This is a genomic window from Sulfitobacter sp. KMM 9851 (genome assembly GCF_057178245.1).
Window position 1 is genome coordinate 567,605 of the sequence record NZ_CM169991.1, and the last position, 12,741, is coordinate 580,345.

The window sequence follows — 12,741 nt, forward strand, 5'->3', positions numbered from 1 at the left end:
AAAAAGATAACGTTTGCGGAGGTTGTATCGCACTTATCAGAGATTCGTTCAAGGGGGCACGCATTTGGTGCCATTTGGGCACCCAAAGCATGGCGCGAAATGGCAAGTTGCCGCCACAAATCAGCGCGATTCCTTTTGTTTCATTGGCGTGGTCAAAACCGGCTGCGCCTAAAGATTGTCTAAAAGGCACCGCAATGATGCCCGCTATACGTGTTTTTCTGCAAGGAACAGCCACAACTGCGCCTGACGAAGGTGCATCCCTTGGAGAATGAACATGATGCGTATCCTAGCGGTTGATGACGATCCGGTGATCCTTGATCTCTTGACCGGGTGTCTGACTGAAAACGACCAATTTGAACTGGTGTGTTGCGAAAGTTCGGAAGAGGCACTGGAAATGATCAAGACGGCCAAGCAGCCGTTTGATTCCTTCCTGCTTGATATCATGTTGCCGGGGGTCAGTGGCATTGAGCTGTGCAAAATCGTTCGCGGCAAGCCCGAGCATCGCACGACACCTGTCATTATGATCACCGCCAGCAAGGAACCCGAGCTGATGCAGCGCGCGTTCGATGCGGGGGCGACCGATTTTATCAGCAAACCGCTGGATGGTATGGAGCTGGGCGCGCGGATCAACTCGGCGAGCATGTTGAACGCGTCGCTATTGCGCGAACGCGAAACCCAGCACACCTTGTCTGAATTGACCGAGCTGATGAAAATCCGCTTTGATGAGGATTTTGACCTGAATGTCGATGGGGTCAGCGATTTTCTTGAACTGGAAAATCACCTGCTGCGCCTGCCCGCGGGATGTTTTTCGATGAACCTGTTCTCCATCGCCGTCGAAGGCGCGCGGGGCATTTACCGGGCGGTGAAAGCGCCGGCATTTCGCCAGCAGATGGAGCAGGTCGGCGCCGCGTCCGTTCATGCCTTGGAGGGCATGCCGTTTCATCTGGCCTATGCCGGCAGCGGTCGGTTCGTCGGTGTCGTGATGAGCCGAACGCGGTTGAACTGTGGCGATCTGGCCGAGCGCATGCATGGGCATTTGTCCCAATTCTGGGAAGCGCGCGGAATGGCGGTGTCCATGGCCCCAACGCTTCGGGTGGCCGCAGTGACTGAGCAGCGGTTGTGGTCGGGTCTGTCAGCGAGCAACAAACTGCGGGAGTTCTTGCAGACATGGGACCCTCTGCATGGGTTGGCCAGGTCGGATGAGGACAATCTTTTTGCCCGTCTGGACAGCGTGTTCGACGACGAACGGTAACCGATCGGAAATACGCGAAAAGGCCGGGGAAACCCGGCCTTTTTTGTTTGTATAATAGGGGTTTAGGCGATGGCTGCGTTGTCGCCTTGGGGCGTTTCACGCGGCGCCGTGTGGCGCGCAAAAGCGATCAGGGCGAAGAGGGCGGTGACGGCAGTGCCCGCGGCAAAGTAGATGCCCAGAGCGGTGACAAAGCCGGTGCCTAAAATCAGCCAAGCCGTCACGAAGCTGACAAATCCTGCCAAGCTGCCAATCATGATCCCTGCAAGTGCCATTTGTTCATCCCTTTCGTTTCGATCGTATTAGTGCGCGGGAATGGGGCGATTTTGGGGCAGGCGGGGAAAATTTTGGAAGGGAATGGTTAACAGATGGCGCGGTGAGGGGGGCGGCCGGGCAACGGCGGGGCCGGAAGGGGCAGGTTAACAAGGGGAATCGGGGCGATTTTCGGGGGACACAACCCGTACAGCACCTGTACAGCGGGCGGACACAAAGGGCTGGATTAACGGGGCGTGCGGTGGGGAAAGGTTAATTTTGGAGTTTTTGGGGAGAGGATGGGCGGGGTTGGAGTGGGCTGTGGGTGGGTTGGTGTTCGATGTTTGAGCGATGGCTCAGAGTGTCGCGCAGCCCGGAACAAGCCGCAGGCCGCAACGGTGATGCGGTCACCAGAGCCCGGAACAAGCCGCAGGCGCCGGGCCATCGCCTGCGCGTGTCACGGCAAAGGCGTGCTTTAAGAGTGGCGCACCGTTGGTGCGACGGGCGGGTGATGGCCCAGCTTTCGCGGGTGTTGGAAAATTGGTACTTCGCGGAAACGCCTCGCGTTTTCGCCGCGCCCGACCGCCCCTCTGGGCGGGCGCGTTTCACGCCCCCGAGGCTTGTCAGCCTTCGAAACCCTCAATCGCTCCACTGGAGCGATTGCAAGACTGGTTTCGACCCGCGGTCGGGCGCTGGGTTAGCAAGGTTTTCGTTTCAGTTCACTGTGAAGATTATGCGAGATGTGCAATGCCCTATCAGAAAGTTTTGCTGCCAATGGCTTTTGTAACGTGTTGGAGATTTTTTCTTCGCCAACGCGAAAGTCAGTCCCATAATCTGATCTCTCGATTAGCTCAGCTTGCTGAGCCTCGGTGAGGTTTTCTACCCAGCTTGGGCGAAAATAGGTGTTTTCGATATGAACTAACGCAGCCCTTAAGGCGCAATCAGCTAATGTTTGCTTCGGTTGCGCTAGCAAAGAAGCCAAAAGTTGAAGCGTGGCTTTTGAATTTTGATCATTCATGCCAGAAATTACGAAACACCACCTATTCTCGGCATGCTGAACCACAGAAATCTGCGCGTAGCTGAAGCGTTGAGATACGGAAAATTCCTGAATTGTATTACCATCGAAATCTAGTTCGATGCAGAAATTTCCAGCGCTCGTAAAGTTGAGATTTCCTTCAAATTCAATTGCAACGAAGAAGAGCTTTCGATGGGATTTTCTCTCGATTACTTTTCCAAAGCGCCTTACTTGAGCCCAGTTATACCCTGAAAAGTATCGCATATTTTCGATTTCAGGTAGCATTTCGTCAGTGTGGAACGGGAATTCGAATTTAGGAACTGTCGAGAGCCATTGGAGCCACATGGTCGCTTTGGTATGTTCCAGTGCTTCATAAAGGACTGATCGATAGGCTAACCCAAGAAAAGTTCGATAAGAAAGAGCTAGGGGAAAATTTTCGATTTCGGCAAAAATTTCATTGTCATGAGCCGCACACAAACCTCTGAAAGTTGATGCGGTCCTTGTGCCGACGAGTACTAACCCAGATTTGAGGCGAAGAGATTTGGTCTGACCATATTTGTTGCTAGAAAAGGTGTAGACATGGTGAGCCTCAGCAATGGATCGCAAAGTGCCGTTCCGTTGGATCGAATGAGATGAAATTATTGGGTTTTCGCATTTATTCCCATCTTCTAGGACGCCACAGTTGGGCCACCATTTATTGAATTTCAAATGGTCTACAGAAATTTCATTCAAGTGACGATATCGTTTGAGTTTATGACAATCCGAATATTTACGCTGGCTTCCACAAAAGCAGGGTTCGTCTTCACCAAACCAATCACGAGGGCTAGGCTGTAACTTCATCTCAAAAGTCTTTCATAATTCAACCGCTCCGGCCTTCACCCCCGGCACTCAAACACCACCGAGTGCGAACGCGCCCGCAAGAGCGGACGCTGCCTCGCACCCGTTGAATTTGCTACGCAAAGTTCAACGTTAACGAACGAACTTCTTATGCTTCAACCGCTTCGGCTCAAGCGCATCGGCGCCCAAGCGGCGCTTTTTGTCTTCTTCGTAATCTTCAAAGTTGCCTTCGAACCATTCCACATGCGCTTCGCCTTCAAACGCCATGATGTGGGTACAGATCCGGTCAAGGAAGAAACGGTCGTGGGAGATGACCACGGCGCAGCCGGCGAAATCGACAAGGGCGTCTTCCAAAGCGCGTAGGGTTTCGACGTCAAGGTCGTTGGTCGGTTCATCGAGCAGCAGCACGTTGCCGCCGGCCTTCAAAAGCCGCGCCATGTGGACGCGGTTGCGTTCACCGCCTGACAGCAGGCCGACTTTTTTCTGCTGATCGCCACCTTTGAAGTTGAAGGAGGAGCAATAGGCGCGGGAGTTTACCTCGGCGTCGCCAAGCTGGATGATCTCGGCCCCGCCGGTGATGGCCTGCCAGACGGTATCGTCGTGGTTGAGGTCGTCGCGGGACTGGTCGACATAGGACAGATCAACGGTATCGCCGTATTCGATGGTGCCTGAGTCGGGTTTTTCCTGCCCCGTCAGCATTTTGAACAGGGTCGATTTACCCGCGCCGTTGGGGCCGATCACGCCAACGATGCCACCGGGCGGCAGCGAGAAGTCGAGGTTTTCGACCAACAGCTTGTCGCCCATGTGTTTGGTCAGGCCCGCCACTTCGATCACCTTGTTGCCAAGGCGGGGGCCGTTGGGGATGACGATCTGGGCGCGGGACAGTTTTTCGCGCTCGGACACTTCGGCCATTTCGTTATAGGATTTGATCCGGGCCTTGGATTTGGCTTGGCGGGCCTTGGCCCCCTGGCGCATCCATTCAAGTTCGCGTTCCAGCGTTTTCTGTTTGGATTTGTCTTCGCGGGCTTCTTGGCTCAGGCGTTTTGCCTTTTGTTCCAACCAGTCGGAATAGTTGCCTTCGTTCGGGATGCCCTTGCCGCGGTCGAGTTCGAGAATCCACGATGTGATGTCATCGAGGAAGTAACGGTCGTGGGTGACGATCAGGATTGTGCCTTTGTAATCAATCAGGTGCTGTTGCAGCCAAGCGATTGTTTCGGCGTCCAGGTGGTTGGTCGGTTCATCGAGCAGCAGCATATCGGGCGCTTCGAGCAGCAGTTTGCACAGGGCAACGCGGCGCGCTTCGCCGCCTGAGAGGTCGGCGATATTGGCGTCATCGGCGGGGCAGCGCAGGGCCTCCATTGAGACGTCGATCTGGCTGTCGAGATCCCAGAGGTCTTCGGCGTCGATCTGGTCTTGGAGCTTTGCCATTTCGTCGGCGGTTTCGTCCGAGTAGTTCATCGCCAGCTCGTTGTAGCGGTCGAGTATGGCCTTTTTCTTGGCCACGCCCAGCATGACGTTTTCACGCACGGTCAGGGTTTCATCCAGTTTCGGTTCCTGCGGCAGATAGCCGACGCGCGCGCCTTCGGCCGCCCATGCTTCGCCGGTGAAATCCTTGTCGAGGCCGGCCATGATTTTCAGCAGGGTGGATTTACCCGCGCCGTTGACGCCGACGACACCGATTTTTACGCCGGGGAGGAAGTTGAGGTGGATGTTTTCGAAAGTCTTTTTACCGCCCGGATAGGTCTTGGAAACGCCGGACATGTGATAGACGTATTGATAGGCGGCCATGAGAGACTCCTTAGAACGGGTGATTGGGCTTTGGCATGCAATATCGCCCAGAGGGGGCAAGATCAAACACTCAATCGGAGCGCAGGCGGTGCGGGGGGATTGGCCCCGGCTGGGTCGTTACACAGGACGTTTGGGCAGGGGGTGGTCTGCATTTTGGGGATTGGTTTTCGATCTGCACAATAATTAGTCGACGTGTGGTTAATACTTTTGTTACATTCATTACAACCTGTGATGGGTCGCATCAGAACGGCGGATCGCGGGTAGAGGAAACCGGGTGGGCGTATCATCGGTTCTGGTGTGCGCGATAATCGGTGCAGCAACAGGAAAATACTCATGTCAAAAACCACAATTGTTGTGGGTCTGGACGGGTCAGAGGCTGGCGCGCGTGCGCTGGCGTTTGCCAAGGCTCAGGCCAAACAGATCGGAGATTGTGCGATTTCGATTTGCTACGTGATCGAGTGGTCGCCTTTCAGCTTTCAAACCCCCGAGGAAAATGAGCAACGCCACAAGCGGCGTGAAGAAGAGCTGGCACTGGCCCGTGAGCGTGTCTTGGACCCAGCGGTAAAGGACACCGAAAGCGCAGGTGTGACGGTGGAAGGCATCGTTCGGCACGGGGACGTGGCCGATATTTTGCATGACGTCGCTAAGAAAAAGGGCGCGATACAGATCGTGGTGGGCCGGGTTGGCGTGCGCGGGCTGAAAGATCGTCTGTTTGGCGGTGTTACAGGCCGACTGGTGGCAGCATCCAGCGTGCCTGTCACGATTATCCCCTGAATTTGAGGTGAGCACATGAAACGTTTTATCACATCCGGGGTGGCCGCCGCAGCGGCGCTAAGCCATCCCAGCATGGTCGCGGCCCAAGAGGCTATGACCATGGACGAAAAGATTAACCAGACCTTTGCCAGTTCGACAGGCTGGTTCGTGAACCTAATTTTCGCGCCACTTCCCGGCACGGCATTTCCGTGGATCGTGTTGTGGTTGGTGGTCGCGGCGTCGGTCTTTACCATCTATTTCGGCTTTATCCAGTTTCGGGCCTTTGGCCATGCGATCAGCCTTGTGAAGGGTGATTATTCTGATCCCAACGACGCGGGTGAGGTGAGCCACTTTCAGGCGCTGACAACGGCGTTGTCGGGCACGGTGGGTTTGGGCAACATCGCGGGTGTGGCCGTGGCCGTGGGCATTGGTGGCCCCGGTGCGACCTTCTGGATGATTTTGGCGGGCCTGTTGGGCATGGCGTCAAAATTCACCGAATGTACGCTGGGTGTGAAGTACCGCAATGAATATCCTGACGGCACGGTATCGGGTGGCCCGATGTACTATATGTCCAAGGGCTTCACCGAACGCGGTCTGCCGGGTGGCAAGGCGCTGGCGGTGCTCTTTTCGGTCTTTTGTATTCTGGGTGCGCTGGGCGGGGGCAATATGTTCCAGGCCAATCAGGCGCATGCACAGATTTCCGGCATCGTGGGGGATTTCCCCGGATGGATTACGGGCGTGATTTTTGCCGGTGTGGTGTTTGCCGTGATCGTGGGCGGTATCAAATCCATCGCGCAGGTCACTGAAAAGGTCGTGCCGTTCATGGGCGTCTTGTATGTGGTCACGGCGCTGATCATTCTGATCATGAATGCGGGCCAGATCGGGTGGGCCTTTGGTCAGATCTGGGCCGGTGCCTTTACCGGGCTTGGTGTTGCGGGCGGCTTTGTCGGGGCGTTGATCCAAGGGTTCAAACGGGCGGCGTTTTCGAACGAAGCGGGTGTTGGGTCTGCGGCGATTGCGCACTCTGCCGTGCGGACCAAGGAGCCTGTGACCGAAGGCGTGGTTTCACTGCTTGAGCCGTTCATTGATACGGTTGTGATCTGCACCATGACGGCGCTTGTCATCACCATTTCTGGTGTTTTGGTGATGGACCCTGCCACCGGCAACTTTGTCTTGAACGAAGCTGGCACAGCGATCCAGACCATTGACGGTTCCAGCGGCGTTGGCCTGACATCGGCGGCCTTTGCCTCCGGGTTTAGCTGGTTCCCCTATGTGCTGGCGATTGCGGTGGTGCTGTTTGCGTTCTCCACCATGATCAGCTGGTCCTACTATGGGCTGAAGGCTTGGACCTATCTGTTTGGTGAAGGCAAGAACAAGGAATTGGTGTTCAAGCTGATTTTCTGCGTCTTCATCATCATTGGTGCGGCGGCGAGCCTTGGTCCGGTCATCGACTTTTCGGATGCGGCGATCTTTGCCATGGCGGTTGTGAACATCACGGCGCTGTATTTCCTGATGCCGATCGTGAAGCGCGAAACAGCCAGCTATTTCCGCCGGTTGAAGTCGGGTGAGATCGTCAAGCACGTGCCGTAATATTACCGTCACATGATTGACAATGGGCGCTTTAGCCCCTTCTTTCGGCCTCTGATACATCATCAGGGGCCGATTGCGTTGCGACATACCATTCCATATGCGGCCCGCGGTCAGGTCATCGGTCTGTTGGGGGGGTCATTTGACCCCGCGCATGAGGGTCATGCGCATATAACGCGCGAGGCGATCAAGCGGTTCGCGCTGGATCGGGTATGGTGGCTGGTCAGTCCTGGTAATCCCCTGAAATCTCACGGGCCGGCACCGCTGTCGCAGCGGTTGGAACGGGCTGGCGAGGTCATGCGGCATCCGCGTGTGGAGGTCACGGACATCGAGGCGCAGCTTGGCACGCGCTATACCGCGCAGACGTTGCGGGCGATGCAGGCGCGCTATCCCGGCGTGCGGTTTGTCTGGCTGATGGGGGCTGATAACTTGGCACAGTTTCACCTCTGGCAGGATTGGCGGCAGATCATGCAAAGTGTTCCCGTGGGCGTGTTGGCACGACCCGGACAACGCATTTCAGCCCGGATGAGCCGCGCCGCGGCCCTATATGCGCCCTACCGCATTGCCGGAAGGCAAAGCCAACTACTGGGTCGCGCAGAGGCACCTGCGTGGTGCTTCGTAAATGTGCCGATGGTCGATCTATCATCGAGCGCGATCCGGGCGGCGGGGGTCTGGACCTCGGCGGCGAAGGCCGATTAACGCAGCCGAGCGGACGTGATGCCTGCGGTGATGATCACGGCAAGTCCAACCCATGTCAGAGTGTCGGGCAGAGTGTTGAACAGCATCAGCCCCAGAAGAACCGCAGCGATCAGTTGAAAATAGACCAGCGGGGCGAGCCGCGTGGCGGGGGCTATTCTATAGGCGTAAAGCAACAGCAGGTTTCCGAGCATCGAAAATAGCGCACTGATTCCGGCCAGGGCAGCGATGGGTGCTGTGGCGGGGGGGAGGTTGATCAGCCCCAGTGGCAAGAGCAGCAGCGCGCTTATGGCCAGCTGCGTAAATGTCATGGCCAAGGGCGTAGCGACGGCTGACAGCCAGCGCGACATCGTCAGAAATACACCGTAAAACAGCCCCGCCGCCACCGCAAAGATCAATCTGCCACCGCCGCCGCCAGTATCCATACCGGGGCGCACCACCAACAGTACGCCGATAAACCCCAGTAAAATCAGCGCGCTGCGCAGCACTGTAATGCGTTCGCGCAGGAAAAGGGTGGCAAGGACATAGCTGAACATCGGGCCGATGAAGAAGGCGGCAAAGACGGTTGCGATGGCTTCGGTTTGCAGGGCGATCTGGATGCAAGTGATGCCACAGGCGAGTGTTGCTGCGCGCAGCCAGAGCCGCCAGTCGCGAAACAGCGCCCAAGTGCCGCGCGGCACAAATGGCAGTAATAAACCCGCGCCAATGATAAAGCGTGACCATGCCACAAAGACCGGGGCAACACCGAGACTGCCGCTCAGCAGTTTGCCGGCGCTGTCCCCGGCTGGGATCATCGACATGGCGACGAACATGATCAGGACCGCGCGTTGCATGACAGTCGATTATCAGGTCGGCGGTTTTGTGCAACCGCGAAAGAAAAGGGGGGGGAGGGGTGCTTGTGGCCGAGCGCGGCTTGCGGTTTATATCAGCGATATGAGCAAGAATATAACAAGACAGATTTCGCGGCGGTTTTTCCTGGGTAGCGCGGTTGCGGCAGTGGCCGGGTTGCCCGCCTTGGCGGCCCCGCCCACGGCATCGCTGCGCCCCGTGTTGCGCGGCGACGACCTGTTCAAGCGCAGCATCCCGGATGCCGCCGGAATCATTTCCGATGTCGGGCTCACGGGGGATGTGGCATTCGCCCTCGCGGATGTGGAGACTGGCGTCTGGCTGGAATGTGCCAGTGAACAGATGGGCATCCCCCCGGCCAGTGTCGCCAAGGCAATTACCGCACTCTACGCGCTGGATGTGTTGGGGGCGGATCATCGTTTCGAGACCCGTCTGCTGGCCACCGGCGGTGTAGAGGGGGGCGAAGTTCAGGGTGATCTGATCCTGGTCGGAGGTGGTGACCCGACGCTGGATACTGATGCGCTGGCGACGATGGCTGCCAACCTCAAAGCGGCCGGGGTCATTGGTGTTAAAGGCGCGTTCAAAGTCCATGAGGCGACACTGCCTGTATTGCGCCAGATCGACCCCGAACAGCCCGATCATCTGGGCTATAACCCCGGTGTGTCGGGGGTCGCGCTGAACTATAACCGTGTACATTTTGAGTGGAAGCGCGGCGGCAATGGCTATGGCGTGACGATGGAAGGGCGGACCCAGAAGTACCGCCCCGCCGTTGCGATGGCGTCGATGCAGATCGCAGACCGTTCGGCACCCGTCTATACTTACGAAGATCGCGGCGGGCGCGACAACTGGACCGTAGCGAAGGGCGCATTGGGCGGTGGCGGCGCGCGGTGGCTGCCGGTGCGCAAGCCTGGACTGTATGCAGGCGATGTCTTTGCCACATTGGCAGGCGCGCAGGGGATCAGGCTGGGCAGACCCGAGATGATTGACGCGCTGCCGGTGGCCGAGGTGCTGGTGACGCAGCACAGCGGCGATTTGCGCGGAATTCTGAAGGACATGCTGAAGTATTCGACAAACCTGACGGCAGAAATGGTCGGCTTGTCGGCCAGCCAGAAACGGTTGGGCGCGGTCAGCGATCTGCGTACCTCGGCGGCGGAAATGAACCGCTGGGCGATTGATACCCTGGGCATGGTCGGGCCCAAGATGGTTGATCACTCTGGCCTGGGTGATGACAGCCGGATGATGGCGCTGGACATGGCAGGCGCTTTGATGCGGATGAAGGACAGCGGGCTGCGGCCGATCCTCAAAGAAATCGTGCTGCGCGACGCCAAAGGCCGCCCCGACAAATCGCATCCGGTAAAGGTGGAGGCCAAGACCGGCACGTTAAATTTTGTCTCGGCGCTGGCAGGCTATGTCACCACGCCGAAGGGGCGCGTGCTGGCCTTTGCGATCTTCACGGCAGACCCGGATAAACGTGCCAAGGTCAGCAGAGAAGAGCGCGAGAGCCCGCCCGGCGCGTCAGGTTGGAACAGCCGCGCCAAGAAGGTTCAGCAAGGGCTGCTGGAACGCTGGGGAATGCTCTACGACGTCTGAGCGTTTAAGTCAGGTGTCGCGCCCGTGCGCCGCGTTCGATCGCGGCGGCATGCAAGCGGTCGATGTTTAACTCATACCGGACTTCTTCGAGCAGGCGGAGTTCGGCTTCGTCCAGTTTGCCATCTGCCGCCGCCACATCGCAGGCCAGTGCATAGGCCGTTTCGTGAAGGCGGTCCGGCAGGGCCTCGCGGATCAGCCCGAACAGGGCATCAAGCCCGTCTTCCTGTTCAAACAGGTCAAATACGGTTTTGCTCATGATGCCGACGCGGTCGTTGTCATAGCCGGAAAACACCGGGAGCAGGTTCAACGCGGACTCGATCTTGATCAATTCGGCGGTGCGGATGTTCTCATCCGAGGCTGAGACGGCGATCATCAGGGCCACCAGACAATCCTGAGCGCTGAGGGAAAGGGAGCTGTCGTCGGTCATGGGGGCCGTCCTTTGAAAGGGTTTGTTGCGGTGCAGAATATTGACCCGCCACCGGGGACGCAATAGGAACACACGACCCCCGCGCATTGGGTGCGGGGCAAGATTGATGGATGATCAGACATGTCCGAGACCCGCGACGCGGCAATGACCAGCAAAGCATGGCCCTTTGAAGAAGCGCGCCGGGTGCTCAAACGGTATGCCAAGGGCGCGCCGGAAAAGGGCTATGTGCTGTTTGAAACCGGCTATGGCCCCAGCGGTTTGCCGCACATCGGCACCTTTGGCGAGGTGGCACGTACCACGATGATCCGCCGCGCGTTTGAGGAAATCAGCGACATCCCGACGCGCCTGATTTGTTTCTCCGACGATCTGGACGGGATGCGCAAGGTGCCGGGCAATGTGCCGAACCCCGAAGCGCTGGCCGAGCATTTGCAGCGTCCGCTGACGTCTGTACCGGACCCGTTTGGCACCCACGAAAGTTTTGGCCATCACAACAACGCCATGTTGCGCCGGTTCCTCGACACGTTTGGTTTTGAGTACGAGTTTTATTCGGCGACGGAATTTTACGGGTCGGGCCAGTTCGATAAGATCCTGCTGCGGGCCTGTGAAAAGTACGATGAGATCATGGCCGTTATGCTAAAGTCGCTGCGCGAAGAGCGGCGCCAGACCTATTCGATCTTTCTGCCGATCCACCCTGAAACGGGTCGGGTGCTTTATGTGCCGATGAAAGAAGTGAACGCCAAAGAAGGCACGATCACCTTTGATACCGAAGAAGGCGAAGAAATGACCCTGCCGGTGACCGGCGGCAATGTGAAGCTACAATGGAAGCCCGATTTCGGCGCCCGTTGGGCGGCGCTGGGTGTCGACTTTGAGATGTATGGCAAGGATCATTCTACCAATACGCCGATCTATGACAGCATCTGCCGTATCCTTGGGGAAAAGGCGCCCGAGCATTTCACCTATGAGCTGTTCCTGGATCAGGATGGTCACAAGATTTCCAAATCATCGGGCAATGGCCTGACGATTGACGAATGGCTGACCTATGCCAGCGCCGAGTCCCTTTCGTATTTCATGTATCAAAAGCCAAAGACCGCCAAGCGGATGTATTTTGACGTGATCCCTAAGGCGGTAGATGAATACCATCAACAGTTGCGCGCCTATGAAGGCCAGGACATCAAGGCACGGTTGAACAACCCGGTCTGGCACATCCACGGCGGCGATGTGCCGACCTCGGATATGGTGGTGCCATATTCGATGCTTTTGAATCTGGCGTCTGTGTCTTCTGCCGAGGATTCCACGCAGTTGTGGGGCTTTATCCAGCGCTACGCGCCCGATGCCACGCCGGAAAACAACCCCGGCATGGATGCGGCGGCAGGCCATGCGGTGCGCTACTACAACGACTTCGTGAAGCCGCAGCGGGTGTTCCGCGCGCCCAGCGATCTGGAACGCGAAGCGCTGGAAGACCTTCGCGACCAGCTCAAGGTCTGGGAGGGCGGGCTGGATGCAGAAGCCTTGCAAACCATGGTCTTTGCCGTGGGCAAGGAACGGTTTGACCCGCTGCGCGACTGGTTTACGGCACTTTACGAAGTGCTGCTGGGTGCGAGCCAAGGGCCGCGATTTGGCGGATTTATCGCCCTTTACGGTGTGGATGAAACAATTGCGCTAATTGATCAGGCACTGGCGGGAAAACTGACCACCGTGTGA

At 57.4% G+C, this 12,741-nt stretch carries 11 protein-coding genes; 6 read left to right on the forward strand and 5 right to left on the reverse strand.

The genetic code is table 11. From position 1 onward, the window contains the following. The first annotated feature begins 274 nt into the window (after positions 1 to 274). On the forward strand, positions 275 to 1,252 hold the full coding sequence (locus AC1965_RS02685; protein WP_483885765.1) for a response regulator: 978 nt from the start codon (positions 275 to 277) through the stop codon (positions 1,250 to 1,252). Between the two features lie 62 nt (positions 1,253 to 1,314). Here AC1965_RS02685 and AC1965_RS02690 read toward each other — a convergent pair whose 3' ends face one another. The 3 genes from AC1965_RS02690 to ettA form a co-directional block, all read right to left on the reverse strand. Further along, a complete protein-coding gene (locus AC1965_RS02690; RefSeq protein WP_483885766.1) occupies positions 1,315 to 1,524 on the reverse strand; it encodes a hypothetical protein in 210 nt (69 codons plus the stop codon). Between the two features lie 674 nt (positions 1,525 to 2,198). Further along, on the reverse strand, positions 2,199 to 3,356 hold the full coding sequence (locus tag AC1965_RS02695; protein WP_483885767.1) for an SEC-C metal-binding domain-containing protein: 1,158 nt from the start codon (positions 3,354 to 3,356) through the stop codon (positions 2,199 to 2,201). A gap of 129 nt (positions 3,357 to 3,485) precedes the next feature. Then, positions 3,486 to 5,141, reverse strand: a complete 1,656-nt coding sequence (ettA, locus tag AC1965_RS02700) for an energy-dependent translational throttle protein EttA (protein WP_483885768.1) — start codon at positions 5,139 to 5,141, stop codon at positions 3,486 to 3,488. Between the two features lie 333 nt (positions 5,142 to 5,474). On the opposite strand from ettA, the gene AC1965_RS02705 reads away from it, so the two are divergent. The 3 genes from AC1965_RS02705 to AC1965_RS02715 all read left to right on the forward strand — a co-directional run bounded on the left by AC1965_RS02705 (position 5,475) and on the right by AC1965_RS02715 (position 8,180). Then, the gene (locus tag AC1965_RS02705; protein WP_483885769.1) at positions 5,475 to 5,915 is read left to right on the forward strand and encodes a universal stress protein; all 441 of its coding nucleotides are present in this window, start codon (positions 5,475 to 5,477) and stop codon (positions 5,913 to 5,915) included. A gap of 15 nt (positions 5,916 to 5,930) precedes the next feature. Next, positions 5,931 to 7,484, forward strand: coding sequence for an alanine/glycine:cation symporter family protein (locus AC1965_RS02710; RefSeq protein ID WP_483885770.1), 1,554 nt, complete (start codon positions 5,931 to 5,933; stop codon positions 7,482 to 7,484). Between the two features lie 78 nt (positions 7,485 to 7,562). Then, positions 7,563 to 8,180: a nicotinate-nucleotide adenylyltransferase gene (locus AC1965_RS02715; protein WP_483886970.1), complete on the forward strand. Its 618-nt coding sequence runs from the start codon at positions 7,563 to 7,565 to the stop codon at positions 8,178 to 8,180. Here the strand turns inward: AC1965_RS02715 and AC1965_RS02720 are convergent. Further along, positions 8,177 to 9,010 carry a DMT family transporter gene (locus AC1965_RS02720; RefSeq protein ID WP_483885771.1) on the reverse strand — a complete coding sequence of 278 codons (834 nt, stop codon included), beginning with the start codon at positions 9,008 to 9,010 and terminating at the stop codon, positions 8,177 to 8,179. The genes AC1965_RS02715 and AC1965_RS02720 overlap by 4 nt on opposite strands. Before the next feature lie 100 nt (positions 9,011 to 9,110). Here AC1965_RS02720 and dacB point away from each other — a divergent pair, with 100 nt between their 5' ends. Further along, entirely contained in the window at positions 9,111 to 10,613 is a 1,503-nt protein-coding gene (gene dacB, locus AC1965_RS02725; RefSeq protein WP_483885772.1) for a D-alanyl-D-alanine carboxypeptidase/D-alanyl-D-alanine endopeptidase, read from the forward strand. Between the two features lie 4 nt (positions 10,614 to 10,617). Here dacB and AC1965_RS02730 read toward each other — a convergent pair whose 3' ends face one another. Continuing rightward, a complete protein-coding gene (locus AC1965_RS02730) occupies positions 10,618 to 11,040 on the reverse strand; it encodes a tellurite resistance TerB family protein (protein WP_483885773.1) in 423 nt (140 codons plus the stop codon). 120 nt (positions 11,041 to 11,160) lie between these two features. Here AC1965_RS02730 and AC1965_RS02735 point away from each other — a divergent pair, with 120 nt between their 5' ends. After that, positions 11,161 to 12,741: a lysine--tRNA ligase gene (locus AC1965_RS02735; RefSeq protein ID WP_483885774.1), complete on the forward strand. Its 1,581-nt coding sequence runs from the start codon at positions 11,161 to 11,163 to the stop codon at positions 12,739 to 12,741.